Source organism: Yoonia sp. (genome assembly GCF_017854565.1).
Lineage (GTDB): Bacteria > Pseudomonadota > Alphaproteobacteria > Rhodobacterales > Rhodobacteraceae > Yoonia.
This window is the reverse complement of sequence record NZ_JAFMHJ010000004.1, coordinates 105,615-120,174: the sequence shown is the minus strand read 5'-3', so window position 1 is coordinate 120,174 and position 14,560 is coordinate 105,615. Positions and strand designations below refer to the sequence as shown.

Here is a 14,560-nt window from a genome sequence, read left to right as displayed (position 1 = left end):
CATAACCTTGCCAAGGTTAGGGTCGAGAGTTCGAATCTCTTCGCCCGCTCCAATTCGTGATACCAAAAACAAAAGGCTGCAACTTGCGTTGCAGCCTTTTGTTTTTGGTCAGCCGTTTCATGGTGACGTCAGGCATGTGCCGCGATGCGCGGCAGCAACCGGCATTTTTCCGGCCCCTGCAACCCATGGCAAGCACCGCGACAGTTGCATCTGCAAGCGTCGCGGCTGTGGGCCAGTGACGGCCTGTCTAGCCCTGTGTTTTCGGCACCAGATTATCGGCCAGATCAAAGGCCAGGGCGACCATGGTCATCGTCGGGTTCCACGACCCACCCTGAGGCCACAAAGCGCCACCTGTTATATAGACGTTATCGGCGCCTTGCAGTTTATAATCGAGCCCGACAGGTGCCGTTTCATCGTCGCCAATATGCAGGGTCGAGCCTTCGTGAACCATCCCGTCCACGCGGCGCTCTGCCTCGGTTGGGCGGTCGGATGTCCATGTGCCTTCGTCTGGGGTGCCGTGCCAATATTCGACCCGATGCGCGCCTAATGGCGACAAGACATCCTCGAGCACGCCAAATGTCGCTTGGTCCATGGCATCCCAGGTTTCCGCGTCGCGGCCAGTTTCGACCACTTGCAGCAGTGAGTTTGTCGTCGGGTTGTCATCGCACGGGTTCGCGCGAAACCCGTTTTGTGGATTACGGAAGTCCAGTTCCCCCAGCACGGCACAGACAAACACCACGTGATCCTGCGAGCTTTTGAGTTGCGTCATCGACGCCGTTGCAACAACATCGGGCATATAGCGCAGTGCGGTTCCGGCATTCTTTTCGGGGAATTTATCGGACAAGCACGACAGTTGGATATGATATTGCTGTTCAAAATTTCCGGCAGTGCCGCCAATATAGCAGGCCCCGATTTGCAGGTCCGAGAACGTGCCTTCGGGGTCCAGATCCGCGCGGGGGACGCGGGCGGTGATCGCACTGACGAAATGTGCCGTGAACCGCTCGCCTGCCGGGTTATCGGGAAAGGCATTTTGCACCAGCGTCGTGGGTGGCAAGGTGCCGGTCGCCAGCACCAGTTTGGCGTTGCCCAGTGACAGCGTGCCGCGCGACGTGTCCAAGCCGATCGCACGGCCATCTTGCTGCAATATCCGTTCGACGGTGCAGTCGGTCATGATGTGAAAAGGCGCGCCGGTCTGGTTCTTGGCTTTTTGGCTTTGCTGCAACTGCAGTTCCAGAATTTCGGCAGGCGCTGCGAATTTTTGGAAATCAATGCCGTCAACCGACTTGGCGTCTGACGCGAGCGGTGCCGCTTCGGTGCGGTAGATGCCTTTTACGGTCGCGGGCGCATCCAGAAGCCGGGTCTGGATGATCTCTTGCAGGGCTCCGTAGATTGGCCGGACGCTGGCGACGTGCGACAGTTCTGCCGATGTCCGGTCGGCGTCCACGGCATCCGCCTTTTGAACATGCAGCAGACCCTCTGCCGCATCGAAATTGGCTTTGGCCGCCGCGATGGTCTGCGCGGGCCAACCCGACATTTCGTCCTCTGTGGGGCGGGGGCACCACGCGCTCCATAGCGTTGAGCGGCCACCGAAGAACGGCACCATTCCATGCTGCCAACGGATATAGCCGCCGGCCAAACCCAGCGCAGTTGTCGCGGAAAGCGACCATGGAAACGTCTCTGACAATCCGCCAAGGGTGTTCACAAACGGTGTCGGCAGGTTTTGAAAATGCTCTGGCAGGAAAAACGTGCCACGTTCGATCATCAAGATCCGGCAGTGCGGGTGACGGGCCAAGGCACGGCTTGCGACAGCCAGGCCACAAATCCCGCTGCCGATGATGACCAAATCATATGTGCCTTCTTCGCGCGCGGCCTTCCACTGCGCGTGGGATAGAAAAAACACATTCTCCATCACTTTTTGCCCGGTTGGGTCTTGGGGACCGGGGGCGGGAAAACCGTGCGCCAAATTTGTCGATGCTGCTGCCGTACCCATATTGAAATCCTTTGAAATGAAATATGTCTGTCGCAACTTGTAGTTGCCAAAAAACGCCCGCCAAGTCCGTGACAAAAGGCACATTGGCTGCAATACGTGGCCAAAGGGCTGCGTTCGCCGTGCGGGGCTGCTCGACATGGGGGGCAAACTGGGTCAGGCTTGTCAAAATTGCCGCAGGTGGCCGCCGCGCATGACAGGCACCCGGCACGCCGCGCTGACGCACAAGGACCGCCCATGATGCAAGACGTTCTCGTTAATCCTTTTCGTGGCCAAGGCCTTGCCGGGCTTGATGTATTTCCGCAAAGCGATCCGTCCGACGTGCGTGACCTGCTTGGGCGATGCCCGGCCCATACGCCGACGCCGATGTTGGACCTTGCGGATATTGCCGCGCAGATCGGCATTGCGCAATTGCAGGTAAAGGACGAACGGGCACGCATGGGGCTGGGCAGTTTCAAGGCCCTTGGTGCGGCCTATGCCATCGCGCGGGAAGCATCGGAACAGGTCCGCGATGATGCGTGGGAAACGGCGCTTGTCGGGCGGGTCTACATCACGGCGAGCGCGGGCAACCACGGGCTTTCGGTGGCTGCGGGCGCGCGGCTTTTCGGGGCCCGGGCCGTGATCTATCTTGCCCACACGGTGCCCGAGGCCTTTGCAGCACGTTTGCGCGAAAAAGGCGCCGGGGTCGTGCGGGCGGGTGCGACATACGAAGACAGTCTGGTTGCCGCGCAGACCGCCGCTGATGCGGGCGATGGCACGCTCTTGTCAGACGGGTCGTGGCCCGGCTATATCGCGCTGCCGTCGCGGGTGATGGAAGGTTATCTGCAGTTGGCCGCAGAAGCGGCGTCACAAATGGATACCCCACCCACACATATCGTGTTGCAGGCAGGGGTTGGTGGGCTGGCGGCGGCGGTGGCCGCATACGCCCGTCGGGTCTGGGGTGACGCGCCGCATATTACCGTCGTCGAACCCGACGCCGCCCCCGCGCTGATCGAAAGCATCCGGGCGCAACGGGTTGTCACCACACAGGGGCCAGTGTCGTCCATGGGGCGGCTTGACTGCAAGACCCCTTCGATGGTCGCGCTTGCAGGCCTTGCGCGGGACGCTGATCTTTTCGTCACAATCACCGAGGCAGAGGCGCTGCACGGCATTGACACATTGACCGCGCACGGTGTTGTCACCACCGCATCGGGCGGGGCAGGGATTGCCGCACTTCTGGCCGGGCAGCCGGCGCTCGGCCCCGACGCCCGTGTTCTGGCCATATTGAGCGAGGGCGCAGAGGATGCCTGAGCGGTCGCTCATTTTTCCTGTGGCTGAGTTTCGGCAGCGGGTTGCGCGGCTTCAGGCGGGGATGCAGGCCGATGGTCAGGATGCGCTGCTGCTGACGACGCCCGCCGATGTGTTCTATGTCACCGGTTTCCTGACGCGATTTTGGGAAAGCCCGGCGCGCCCATGGTTCGTTGTCTTGCCGGCCACGGGACTGCCGGTCGCCGTTATTCCCGCCATTGGCGCGGATTTGATGGGGCGCTGCTGGGTCACCGATATCAGAACATGGGACGCCCCCGATCCGGTTGACGACGGGGTCAGCCTGCTGGTGGATACCCTGACCGGGCTGGTCGGTGCCACGGGTGCTGTCGGTATTCCGATGGGTCTGGAAACGCATTTGCGGATGCCGATGGCCGATTTTGCAAAGGTCGTCGCACAGATTGCGCCACGGCGCATCGTGGACGCCACCGCGACAGTGCAGCGCGTACGTGAGGTCAAGTCGGCGGCAGAGATCGGGAAAATCCGGACGGCATGCGGGATCGCAGATCGGGCGTTCGCGCGTGTCCCCACATTTGCGCAGCCCGGTCGCCCGCTGGACATGGTATTTCGCGATTTCCAGATTGCGCTGCTGCAAGAAGGTGCCGACTGGGTCAGCTATGTCGCCGGCGGCGCTGGACCGGGGGGGTATGGCGATGTCATCTCGCCTGCCAGTGCGCGCCCGTTGGCACGCGGTGATGTCCTGATGCTGGACACCGGGGCGGTGCATGACGGTTATTTCTGCGACTTTGACAGGAACTATGCCATCGGCACAGCCGACGATGGGGCCCGCCGTGCACATGCCGCGCTTTATGCCGCCACGGATGCCGCGTTGACGGCCCTGCGGCCGGGCATGACGGCTGCCGATCTGCATCGTATTTTGACACAAGGTCTGGTGGCCGAAGGCGCCGTGCCCGGCCAAGGGCGGTTGGGGCATGGGCTCGGGCTGACGCTGACGGAATGGCCGTCGGTGACGGATAAGGACCACACGATTTTGCGCGAAGGCATGGTGCTGACGCTTGAACCCGGCGTTCAGATCGCACCGGGCCGCATGATGGTTCACGAGGAAAACATCGTCTTGCACGCCGATGGTGCCGCGCTTTTGTCGGCCCGCGCGCCATGCACATTGCCGGAAATCCACTGATGTCGATGTCACCCTATCGCCTGACAGGTCCGATTGGCACGGATGCCACGCTTGGCCTGATCGTGTTGCAGGTCGATGAAACGATCGAACATGACTTTCGCAGGCTTTTCCCGGGACCACAGGTGGCACTTTACGTCAGCCGCATTCCGTCGGGGGCCGCGTTGACACCGGGTACAATCGCCCAGATGGAAATCGACCTGCCGCAAGCCGCGTCGCTGTTGCCGCCGGCGGCCGCCTTTGATGTGATCGGCTATGCCTGCACGTCCGGGACGACGCTGATCGGGCATGAAAAAGTCGCAGCACTGATCGCACAAAACGCAACCACCCGCGCGGTCAGCGACCCGTTGACCGCATCAATCGCCGCACTGCGAACGCTTGACGTTGGATCAATCGGTATCGTTTCGCCTTATATCGCGGATGTTGCGGCGCCAATCCGGGCCGCATTTCAAGCGGCGGGGTTCACTGTGCCTGCAACCGTGTCCTTTGGCGAGGAAATCGAGGCGCGCGTGGCGCGGATTGACCCCCTCTCGATCCGCGATGCCGCGCTTGAGGTGGGCGCGGCAAAGGGTGTCGAAGCGGTTTTTCTTTCCTGCACCAATTTGCGCACGCTTGATATCATCGCGGATCTGGAGGCCCGCCTTGGTCTGCCGGTGATCAGCAGCAATCAGGCCTTGGCCTGGCATATGGCCCGCACGGCCGGGGCCGGATTGACCACGCACCCGCCGGGGATGTTGTTTCGGACCAAGGGCGCGTGATATCAAAGATCGGGTTTGCGGCTGTGTGTTGTGCGTGACAAGCACGGCGTTGACAGGTTAGGTATACGGTATGAAACATGTTCCAAAAGAAACGACCGATGATGCGCTTATTCAGGAATTCCTGAAAAATGGTGGCAAGGTCAGCGTCGGCAAGACGAAACCACTGCCAAGCGAGTTGGGCCTGAGCAACAATGCCTGGAACAACAAGCTGACCAAAGAAGAAAAGTCCGCGCGCGATAAAAAGTAGCCCGGCAGCATCCGGCCCAAGACACGACAGCGGCTGCGTTGTCGTGACTAACTGACGATCAGGCGCGGCCTATTCATGTTGGGTTTGGCCACGCAATCCCTAGCCGACGCCAAAACGCTTGAGCTGGAAGTAGAGCTGTGGGAAAGCGAATTGTGGATTGCCGTGGACCAAGGCGCGCCGACCACTTCGGTTTTCGTCGTTGTCACCGGAAGTGGCAAAACGGTCGTCGCCGTCTATCCGGTTTGATCCAAGGGTATTGCGATCTGTTTCGGGCGCCGGGTTATCCCGTCAAGCTGCATTCCCTGAAAACGAGCCAGTTATTCATCGCGCAAATACCAACGGCAAGCGGGTATCGCGCAACACATCCGGCAGGGGCGTTGCCATCAAGCGCCAAAAGCAACTGCCCAGTGGGCGGCGCGAAATCACCGTGAAACACGTTTATCTCGGCATTGAAATGTTCGGGATCAAAATACCATCAATAACGGGCCTGAATTCATGGTGGCGATCATGGCACTGTCCCCCGCTGGGCAAACGGTAGCAAAACGCGCGTATCGGCGCGGACCATGGGTTCACGCATTGCATATCGCGGGGGGTCAGCGCGGGGTGCCGTCCTGTGGCGTGCGGTGGAATTTGTCGTCGCGGCGGTCGCCAAAGATTTGTCGCGCCTCAAGGTGGGCGCGCTGCGCGTTATAAAAGGCCGCCAGAAAGTTCCGGGCGTCGCCGTTTGCGACCCGATCGGTGTAGCCAATCTTTTTACCGATCACCCGTGCCACGTCGATATCACGGGCATGGGCATATTGCGTTGTCGCCTTTTCGCGCAGGATGCTTTCGAGCGATTGCAGTTCGAACCGGCCATATTGCTCCAGATGATGGGGTAGGAACACAAAGCGGTCGGCGACAGGTCTGGCCTGATCGGTCAGTTCGGTTGACCGCTGCACGCGTGGCATCAGCACAACGCATGTCCCCGCGATCATATCGCCCAGACGCTGGGTTTGCTTGGAAAAAAGCGGTATCGCCAGAACGATCAGCAGCCAGATGAACATGCCAACCTGCGCCCAGCCGGACGATCCGGTGACACCGAACAGCAGCATGATCGGGGTAAAGACTTCGGCCTCCTTCATCAGGTTGCGCACGACAACCTGATGCGGGTCCAGACGACGCCCGTTGATCGAGATGACACGGATCTTGGCAATCCTCTTGCCGATGGTGCGCCCGTTCCAAACCAGTTCGGTCAGTATGTAATAGGGAATGCGGATCAGGAACGCGAAAAGCGCAAACAATGCATTGGCCGTTTCCTGCGACATCCCGCTGTAATACGACACCAGCGCCAGCAGCGCGATCAGCCCGCCGTAAGTCACCAGCAGATCAAGAAGTTGCGCCCCGATGCGTGCGCCCAGACCGGCGCAGGCAAAGCCGATGGGCACGCCTTCGGGCGGTGTGATCCAAAGCACCTGCTTGCCCTGCCGGGCACGCAGGTCCTGATCATATTGGGCGGCGGTTTTGGTTTCCCTGCGCCTCATACGCCTGTCTCCCGGTGTGGGCGGCCCGCGCAGGTCAGCCATGTCAGCCAGACCAGCCCCATGCCCCAGCCGATCACCAAGCGCAGCGTCGGCGATTGCACGGTCTGCCGGAAAAACCCTTCCAGAATCGCCGCCGCAAACAACATCACACCCGCAAGGATGAGCAGCTTCGTGGCGTCCCGCCCGCGCAGCCGCAGCGCATCCTTGCGGGTCAGATCGCCCGGCAGCAAAATCGCCAGCCCCAATTGCGCGCCCCCCGCCGCCGCGACACAGATCGCTGAAATTTCGGTGACCCCGTGGATCGAAAGCCAGGCAAATACGTCGTAACCCAGCCCCTTTTGCGCGAAAACCGCAAAGAACGCGCCCAATACGGTGCCGTTGTAGAACGTCAGCAAGACCGTTGGCAGCGCCCAGAACACACCCAGCGAAAACACCATGATGGCGATCTGGGTATTGTGTGAAAACAGATAGGTCGCAAAGCTGGCCAAAGAATTATGCGTGCCCCCCGCGTCATCATAAAGCGAGGCCCTGAGGACGTCATGACTGCTGGACGGATCACGCCCGCCCGCAAGTTCACCGGGCACAAAGGTGTAAAACCAACTGGGGTCGCGCATCACCAGCGTATAGCCCAACAGCGCGCCCACAACCATCAGGCCAAAGCCGATCAGAAAGGCCGGCGCACTGCGCCGCACCGCCTGTGGGATGCCCCGGATGAACAGGTTTGCGACCAGATTGCGGATGCTGGCCTGCGGTGCGTAGATCACCAGATAGGCACGCGCGGCAAGGTTATCGAGATATTCCAACAACGCCTGATCAAGCGAGATTTCGCGCGCCACGGACAGCGAATTGATCGTCTGCCGATAGGTCGCAGTCAGATCACGCGCGTCATCAAAGCCAAGGCTGGCGATGCCGCCCTGTTCCACCCGCGCCACCAGCCCCTCGAGCCGTTTCCAGCCGGGTTCGCGTTCGCGCCGGAACCGGACCGAACGCAGGTCTTGGGGCAGGATCGCATTGGTCATATCAGTTCTCTTGCTTTGATATCCAGATAGGCCGACACCAGCGCGGGTGTCAGTTGATCAGGCGCTATGTCAAGACACACCACCCCCAGCCGCCGCAGCCGGTCCAGCACGATCTGGCGTTCTTTTTGAATTTGCGCCGCAGCCACCGCGCGGGCGATATCATCAAGCGACGGTGCCACCGGGCTAATCATGGCCTCCAGCGCGGGATCTTTGAGCGCGACAAAGATCAGCAGATGATGCCGGTTCAGCACGGCCATATTTTCGACCATCAGTTCCGCTGTGATGCTGTCCACAAAATCAGAGAATACGATGATCAGGGACCGGCGGTTCAGCAGGCCGTTCAGATGCGCGAACGCCAGCGTGTGATTGCTTTGCACGCTGCTATAGGCCAACGCGGCGGCCTCGGCCCTGATCCGATTGAACGCCGCGCGCCCCGGTGCCGGTGGCAGATAGACCCGCGGTCGGCTGTCAAAGCTGTAAAAGCCGACAAGATCGCCACCGATGCCCGCCGCCCATGTCGTGGCAAGGGCCGCGTTGATGGCGCGGTCAATCTTGGGCAGCCCATCAATTTGTTCGCGCATCAGATATCCGTTATCGACGCACATGATGATCTGGTGGTTCTGCTCCATATGGGTTTCGCGCGCCACGAGGCCACCGTGCCGCGCCGAGCGTTTCCAATCAATCAGACGCGGGTCCATGCCGGTGGTGAAATCGCGCAACTGGTGAAATTCCGACCCTTCGCCGCGAAATGCCGTGTCCTTGAGCCCGTATAACGCGGCCTGCACAATCGTCGTGATCTGCCCGGACAGGACCGGTTGAATATTGGGAATACCTTTGATGGTGTGGTCGAATTTCTTGTACGAAATGATATCGAACAGCCCAAACCGCGATGGCCAGAACAGCCAGAGCCGCGCAAACGTGAATATCCCGCGTGCATTGCATGTCAACGGCACGTCAAAAACCGCATCGACCGCGCTGTTATCCCACTGGAATGGGCCCACCTGCAACGCGGGTGACACCTGAAACCGCATCGCCAAGCCGGTTGGCAACGGCCCCTTGGTAGAGGTCAGTTTGATATCTGCAATCCCCGTGGTGCCGACAAAAATCTGATCGGGAAACTTTGCCTCGGCCCCGACGGACCGACCCGTCCGCGACAGCGCAAGATCGGCAAAGGCCACGACGCCCAGCAGCGCCCACAGGCTTTGGACCGCAAACCCGCCTTCGGACCGCATCACGGCAATGACGCAGGTGATCAGCAAAAGGCCGACCGCAAGAATGATGAAAAAGCGAGAGGGGCGCATGATCTTACCGGGGCGCGTCGATGCGATTGAGGATATTGGTCAGCACATCCTCGGGCGTGCGCCCTTCAATCTCGGCGGTGGGGCCAAGCACGATGCGGTGGCGCATGGCAGGGATCAACAGGGCCTGCACATCGTCAGGGATCGCGTAATCGCGCCCTTCGATCGCAGCCTTGGCGCGCACGGCCGATGCCAGCGCATCCGCCGCCCGCGTCGAGGCCCCGTGCCGGATTTCGGCATCGCTGCGCGTGGCGCGGATCAGGTCCACGATGTAGCTCAGGATCGTGTCATCCAGCCGGATGCCGTCAACCATTCCGCGCCCCGCCGCCAGTGTGGCCGCGTCCAGCGTCTTGGCCACATCCAGCGCGCCGTGGTCCGCGCCCACAGGGCGGCTGCGGTTGCGGCGCAGGATTTCGAATTCGGCGTCCCGGTCGGGAAAATCGACGATCAGCTTGAACAGGAATCGGTCCAACTGTGCCTCGGGCAGCGGATATGTGCCTTGTTGTTCGATCGGGTTCTGCGTGGCCAAGACAAAAAAGTCCGCGCCCAGTGAATGGGTTTCGCCGTCAATCGTGACCTGCCGTTCGTTCATCGCCTGCAGCAGCGACGACTGGGTTTTCGGTGGCGCGCGGTTAATCTCATCTGCCAGCAGAATATCGGTAAAGACCGGGCCACGGGTCAACGAAAACGCGCCCGTATGAAAGTTAAAGATATTGGACCCCAAAACATCGCCCGGCATCAGATCCGGCGTGAACTGGATGCGGCCAAAATCAAGGTCCATCGTCTGGGCCAATGTCTTGGCCAGCAGTGTCTTTGCGGTGCCCGGCGGCCCTTCGAGAAGGCAGTGACCACGCGCAAACACCGCCACCAGCAGGCCGGTGACAATCGCGTCCTGACCGTGGACCACTTTGCCAATTTCACTGCGCGCCGTGTCAACGACGTCGCGAAACATATCCAAGTTCATCACGCAATCTCCGGTAAATATCTTCAAATTTCTCTGCCAGCCGCGCCAGTTCGGCGGGCGATGTATCGACACCGGCCTGCTGTATCGTTGCAAGCGCTGCTTCCAGTTGCGGTGTGGTGCGCGGGGCGATGGTACGCAAGCGCGCGATCAGTCTGGGGTGGTCAAGCCGGGCCTGCTTGCCCATGCTGTCGCGGCCAAGGGCGGTCATCTTTTCGGTCACATAGTCCAAAAGCACCGCACGATCATCGCCCGCAAGGCGCAGCAAATACCCTTTGGCCGCAATCGATGCGGTTTTTGACGCGCTGATCTGGCCCTCATCGGGGCGCCGGGGCGGGCCGAACCGGATCAGTCCGCGCCACAGCAAGATCAGGAAACTGATCCCCGCACCAAGCCATATCAACGAAAACGGATAAGTGAGAAGGCGCGCGACCTCTTTGACCGTGCGTGGCCGGATTTCACGATCGGCCGTCGGATCCTGCGCCAAAAGCAGGTCCGGTGCGGTGTCGATATAGACGGTGCCGGCATCGCCGCCGACCAGATCAGCGATGACATCAAGCGCCACAGCCGCATTACGGCCCAGCGACAGCCCGTGATTACTCAAAAAGTCAGGATCGGACAGAATGTAATAGGGCACACCCGATCCCTGATCACAGCGCGCGATCAGCACGCCTTGCGGCAGGGCCAGATGGGCACGGCAATCCCCCCGAACAGATTTGGGCGCAAACAATTGCGGCCGGTACAACGTGATCCCCTGCGGCGTCTGCAAGAATTTTACATCCGGGCGGGTGATCTGCAAACGCGGTGTCTGCATTTGCGACAGCAGTTGCGGGTATACGCCGGGCGCGATCAGTAGCTGCGCATCCAGCAGGTCCAGCGCGAGCACGCCCGACCGCCACTTTGGCAACATCACCAGCGACGGCACATAGGAAACCTTTTCGACAAAATTATAGGCGTCCATGTCGCGCTGGGTCGACTGGGCGTGCTGGTCCTGCCGGTCAGTCACGGCCGCTGCGTCGTTCTGAAGATCGGTATCATAAAGCGGCAGAATGCGCAGCGCGACATCCCGTTCGGTCAGCGTGGTACGGCGATGCGATTTGGTTGCGGGCATCGCATTGCCATCCAGCCAAAGCTGCAACCCGTCGGTCCCAATCGGGGACGCGTCAATCTGGCCGCTGCCACTGCCGCCCACGACGAAGACAAGCAGAAGCAGAAGCAGAAGCAGAAGCAGAAGCAAGGCCGCCGCAAAACCGCCCAAGACAAGGATTGGTGATTGGTTCCGGGTCATGTCAGCGGCGCGCCATCAGGATCTGGGAACCGTGGTCGATTGCCGCGTCGAACGCATCATCGGCAATGTCGCGCCCGCCGTAATGCACCAGTTCGGTCTGGAACATCAGCGCATGCAGTTGCCCATGCCGGCGCCAGCTTGTGGGCAGACGGGCCAGCGCGTCGCGTTCGGTATCGGCGCGCAGGAAATTGGTCTGTGTCTCATCGGCGGCTTGCAACAGACAGTGGCGCAGCAGAAAAATCAGCGCCTCGCGCCGGGACGCCATCACGCGGACCTGCGCCATGATATCGCCCGCCGTGTGATCGGCGGCGGTCAGCCCCCAGGCCTTGGCCCGCTTGCGCGGCTTTTTGGGGGCAGAGGGGTCAGCGCGCAACAACATCCCCCCGGCCCCAAATTTCACGAAAATGAAAAGCAGCGCCACGACAAGTGCAATCATCAAGAAGGTGCCGTAATTCGCCCCTTCGAAACCGCGCAGCGGCACGTCGACACGGCGCTCGGGGCGATCACCCGTCAGGAAATCAACATTGGTTTCATCAACATAACGGATGTCCGCCGCCACCCGGCGCGGCATTGCTTCGCCATAGGTGCCGTCAGGATCGCGCGGCGGATCAAGGAATGTCGTGACATCCTGCGCTGCCGCCGCACCGCCCAGCCAGCAGACAAGCCACAAAGAAACGCAGGACCGGCGCAATCTGCTGCGCCGGTCGTAACGTGGCATCAGGCGAAAATTTCCGCGTCACCGCCCTTGAGCGGGTCCGGGCCAAAGCGGTTCGGGCCATCGGTGCCCTTCAGCGCCATCAATACCAGAAATGCGATGCCGACCACGGCACCGACCAACGGGATTTGGCCCGCAATCATCGCGCCCAGATACCACCAGCCCGACATATTGCGATCATGCAGGCGACGCACCCCGACCGAAATGCCCGGCAAAAACAAAGCCACGAACAAGATCAACCCCAGGATAACCATGATGATCATCCCTGCGGACATCCCGTTGGACGCATTCGGATCAGAGACGCCCACCACAGCAAAGACAAGTCCCGCAAGCATGGCGAAAGCGATGTAAAACAAGAAGGTCGCCAGAAAAAACCACCAGTATTCCGAGCGCTGTGCGCGCCCCGAGAATGTCACGTATTTCTGGCGAAGGCAGGTGTTAATAGATTCGGTAAAAGTCATGTCATCGTTCCTGATTATATTTGTCTCAATTGCTTAACCGGTCCATCAACTTTGTGTTATGTTTTTGGCCGTTCCAACAGCAATCTGTGGTTGCTTGTTGTTTCTGCGCAACCCCGGTCCGAGGTCTAGCGATTGGCCCGCGCCAGCAGGGCAACAGCGGCCAAACCGACCAAGGTGATCATCAGCGCGGCGGGCGCGGCATCGGCGATGTTTTCCAATGATGCCTTGGCGTGTACGCGCGTCGCCAGCGTGTCATAGTTGAACGGACGCAGCAGCAAGGTCGCGGGCAGTTCCTTGACGCAGTCCACGAAGACCAGCAGCAGCGCGGACCCGATCGAGGCACGCATCAACGGCAAATGTACCGCACGCAGGGTCCCCCCCGCAGACCGCCCCAACGCCCGCGCCGCCATCGGCAAACTGGGCGACACCCGGCCAAACGCGGCATCCGCCGTGCCCTGCGCAATCGCAAAAAAGCGCACCACATAGGCCAGCGTCAGCGCGGCGGCACTGCCCGTCAGGATCAGACCCGGATCGGCAAGGCCCAGCCAGACAACAGCGTCGGCAACCGCATTGTCGAACGCGGCCAGCGGCACCAGAATACCAAGCCCCAGCACCGCCCCCGGCGCGGCATAGCCAATCGCCGTCACCGGCATCAGCAGCCGTGGCAGATTGCGCCCCGACAGCCGGACACCGTAAACCATGAACACGCCGCCCACGACGGTCAAAACCGCCGCCATGCCACCCACCTGAAGCGTGTGCCACATCGCCAGACGCAGGCCCGGCGTGACCCAGGCCGCAGCATCGAACGCATGCGTCAGCAACACGCCGACAGGCAGGACAAACCCCGCCAGCACAGGCAATGTGCAACACACTGCGGCAAGCCAGCCCTGCCAGCCCTGCAACGCCGCCGGTTGCACCGGGCGCATGCCACGGGCCGATCCAAAAAACCGGCTTTTGCGGCGGCTGAGCTTTTCCAGCGTGACCAGAAAGATGATCAAGGCCAGCACACAGGTCGCCAGTTGCGCCGCACCGCCAAGGTTGCCGCCCTGTAGCCAGACCGAAAAGATGCCCGTCGTCAGTGTCTGCACCGCAAAAAAGTCGACCGTGCCGAAATCATTCACGGTTTCCATCATCACCACAGCGACGCCCGCCGCAATCGCAGGCCGGGCAAGCGGCAGACCGACGCGCCAGAACCGCCCAAAGGCCCCTGCCCCCAACGCTCGCGCCACCTCATAGGCCGCGCCGGATTGTTCGCGAAACGCCGCGCGGGCAAGGATATAAACATACGGATAAAGCGCGACACTCAGCACCACGACCGCAGCCTCGCGGGTGCGGATCGCGGGGAACCAATAATCGCGGGCCGTTTGCCAGCCCATCATATCGCGCAGGCCGGTTTGCACGGGCCCGGCATATTCCAGAAAATCCACCAGCGCGTAGGCGCCGACATAGGCCGGCACGGCCAGCGGCATCAACAACGCCCACTGCAACACGGCGCGCCCCGGAAACCGATACATCGCCACCAGCCAGGCGGTGCCGGTCCCGATGATGGCCGTCAGAAAACCAACGCTAATCATCAAAAATGCCGTATTGCCAAGATAGCGCGGCAAGGTCGTGCGGATCAGATGGGGCCAGATATTCTCGGTCGGGGTCAGGGCGAACCAGACCACCGCAATGATCGGCACCATCACCATGGCAGCAATCACCAATGCCCCGGCGGACCAGGGATCAAATCGCAGTCGCAGGCGGCGCGCTGGTAATATCTGACTAGTTTGCTCGGGCATCTTTGCCGGGTTATCCGAAAGCGGTTTAACTGTCCAGAAATCCAACTATGATAATAAGACGCAGACCCGGAAGGCCCAGAAC

At 60.9% G+C, this 14,560-nt stretch carries 14 protein-coding genes; 5 read left to right on the top strand and 9 right to left on the bottom strand.

What is annotated here, in order from left to right; translation table 11 throughout:
- Nucleotides 1-247: 247 nt before the first annotated feature.
- The gene (locus tag QZ196_RS03765) at nt 248-1,990 is read right to left on the bottom strand and encodes a GMC oxidoreductase (protein ID WP_296424036.1); all 1,743 of its coding nucleotides are present in this window, start codon (nt 1,988-1,990) and stop codon (nt 248-250) included.
- A gap of 237 nt (nt 1,991-2,227) precedes the next feature.
- Here QZ196_RS03765 and QZ196_RS03760 point away from each other — a divergent pair, with 237 nt between their 5' ends.
- The 5 genes from QZ196_RS03760 to QZ196_RS03740 all read left to right on the top strand — a co-directional run bounded on the left by QZ196_RS03760 (nt 2,228) and on the right by QZ196_RS03740 (nt 5,681).
- Entirely contained in the window at nt 2,228-3,277 is a 1,050-nt protein-coding gene (locus tag QZ196_RS03760) for a pyridoxal-phosphate dependent enzyme (RefSeq protein ID WP_296424054.1), read from the top strand.
- Nucleotides 3,270-4,433 carry a Xaa-Pro peptidase family protein gene (locus tag QZ196_RS03755; protein WP_296424034.1) on the top strand — a complete coding sequence of 388 codons (1,164 nt, stop codon included), beginning with the start codon at nt 3,270-3,272 and terminating at the stop codon, nt 4,431-4,433. The genes QZ196_RS03760 and QZ196_RS03755 overlap by 8 nt, the downstream gene beginning before the upstream one ends.
- Entirely contained in the window at nt 4,433-5,188 is a 756-nt protein-coding gene (locus QZ196_RS03750) for an aspartate/glutamate racemase family protein (protein WP_296424032.1), read from the top strand. Before QZ196_RS03755 ends, QZ196_RS03750 begins: the two co-directional genes overlap by 1 nt.
- Nucleotides 5,189-5,258: 70 nt before the next feature.
- A complete protein-coding gene (locus QZ196_RS03745; protein WP_296424030.1) occupies nt 5,259-5,435 on the top strand; it encodes a hypothetical protein in 177 nt (58 codons plus the stop codon).
- A 75-nt stretch (nt 5,436-5,510) separates the two neighbouring features.
- Nucleotides 5,511-5,681: a hypothetical protein gene (locus tag QZ196_RS03740; protein WP_296424028.1), complete on the top strand. Its 171-nt coding sequence runs from the start codon at nt 5,511-5,513 to the stop codon at nt 5,679-5,681.
- A 347-nt stretch (nt 5,682-6,028) separates the two neighbouring features.
- Here QZ196_RS03740 and QZ196_RS03735 read toward each other — a convergent pair whose 3' ends face one another.
- From QZ196_RS03735 to QZ196_RS03700, 8 genes are all read right to left on the bottom strand, one after another.
- A complete protein-coding gene (locus QZ196_RS03735; RefSeq protein ID WP_296424025.1) occupies nt 6,029-6,955 on the bottom strand; it encodes an RDD family protein in 927 nt (308 codons plus the stop codon).
- Nucleotides 6,952-7,974: a stage II sporulation protein M gene (locus QZ196_RS03730; RefSeq protein ID WP_296424024.1), complete on the bottom strand. Its 1,023-nt coding sequence runs from the start codon at nt 7,972-7,974 to the stop codon at nt 6,952-6,954. Before QZ196_RS03730 ends, QZ196_RS03735 begins: the two co-directional genes overlap by 4 nt.
- Nucleotides 7,971-9,275, bottom strand: a complete 1,305-nt coding sequence (locus tag QZ196_RS03725) for a DUF58 domain-containing protein (RefSeq protein ID WP_296424022.1) — start codon at nt 9,273-9,275, stop codon at nt 7,971-7,973. Before QZ196_RS03725 ends, QZ196_RS03730 begins: the two co-directional genes overlap by 4 nt.
- Before the next feature lie 4 nt (nt 9,276-9,279).
- On the bottom strand, nt 9,280-10,236 hold the full coding sequence (locus tag QZ196_RS03720; protein WP_296424019.1) for a MoxR family ATPase: 957 nt from the start codon (nt 10,234-10,236) through the stop codon (nt 9,280-9,282).
- Complete coding sequence (locus QZ196_RS03715; RefSeq protein WP_296424018.1) at nt 10,205-11,521, bottom strand: hypothetical protein; 1,317 nt, start codon at nt 11,519-11,521, stop codon at nt 10,205-10,207. The genes QZ196_RS03720 and QZ196_RS03715 overlap by 32 nt, the downstream gene beginning before the upstream one ends.
- A 1-nt stretch (nt 11,522) precedes the next feature.
- Nucleotides 11,523-12,239 carry a hypothetical protein gene (locus tag QZ196_RS03710; protein ID WP_296424016.1) on the bottom strand — a complete coding sequence of 239 codons (717 nt, stop codon included), beginning with the start codon at nt 12,237-12,239 and terminating at the stop codon, nt 11,523-11,525.
- A complete protein-coding gene (locus QZ196_RS03705) occupies nt 12,239-12,697 on the bottom strand; it encodes a DUF805 domain-containing protein (RefSeq protein WP_296424014.1) in 459 nt (152 codons plus the stop codon). The genes QZ196_RS03710 and QZ196_RS03705 overlap by 1 nt, the downstream gene beginning before the upstream one ends.
- A gap of 125 nt (nt 12,698-12,822) precedes the next feature.
- Nucleotides 12,823-14,478 carry an iron ABC transporter permease gene (locus tag QZ196_RS03700; RefSeq protein WP_296424012.1) on the bottom strand — a complete coding sequence of 552 codons (1,656 nt, stop codon included), beginning with the start codon at nt 14,476-14,478 and terminating at the stop codon, nt 12,823-12,825.
- Nucleotides 14,479-14,560: the final 82 nt, after the last annotated feature.

Coding starts and splice junctions, on each gene's coding strand:
- QZ196_RS03765 (WP_296424036.1), bottom strand. CDS start 1,990: ATGGGTACGGCAGCAGCATCGACAAATTTGGCGCACGGTTTTCCCGCC.
- QZ196_RS03760 (WP_296424054.1), top strand. CDS start 2,228: ATGCAAGACGTTCTCGTTAATCCTTTTCGTGGCCAAGGCCTTGCCGGG.
- QZ196_RS03755 (WP_296424034.1), top strand. CDS start 3,270: ATGCCTGAGCGGTCGCTCATTTTTCCTGTGGCTGAGTTTCGGCAGCGG.
- QZ196_RS03750 (WP_296424032.1), top strand. CDS start 4,433: ATGTCGATGTCACCCTATCGCCTGACAGGTCCGATTGGCACGGATGCC.
- QZ196_RS03745 (WP_296424030.1), top strand. CDS start 5,259: ATGAAACATGTTCCAAAAGAAACGACCGATGATGCGCTTATTCAGGAA.
- QZ196_RS03740 (WP_296424028.1), top strand. CDS start 5,511: ATGTTGGGTTTGGCCACGCAATCCCTAGCCGACGCCAAAACGCTTGAG.
- QZ196_RS03735 (WP_296424025.1), bottom strand. CDS start 6,955: ATGAGGCGCAGGGAAACCAAAACCGCCGCCCAATATGATCAGGACCTG.
- QZ196_RS03730 (WP_296424024.1), bottom strand. CDS start 7,974: ATGACCAATGCGATCCTGCCCCAAGACCTGCGTTCGGTCCGGTTCCGG.
- QZ196_RS03725 (WP_296424022.1), bottom strand. CDS start 9,275: ATGCGCCCCTCTCGCTTTTTCATCATTCTTGCGGTCGGCCTTTTGCTG.
- QZ196_RS03720 (WP_296424019.1), bottom strand. CDS start 10,236: ATGAACTTGGATATGTTTCGCGACGTCGTTGACACGGCGCGCAGTGAA.
- QZ196_RS03715 (WP_296424018.1), bottom strand. CDS start 11,521: ATGACCCGGAACCAATCACCAATCCTTGTCTTGGGCGGTTTTGCGGCG.
- QZ196_RS03710 (WP_296424016.1), bottom strand. CDS start 12,239: ATGCCACGTTACGACCGGCGCAGCAGATTGCGCCGGTCCTGCGTTTCT.
- QZ196_RS03705 (WP_296424014.1), bottom strand. CDS start 12,697: ATGACTTTTACCGAATCTATTAACACCTGCCTTCGCCAGAAATACGTG.
- QZ196_RS03700 (WP_296424012.1), bottom strand. CDS start 14,478: ATGCCCGAGCAAACTAGTCAGATATTACCAGCGCGCCGCCTGCGACTG.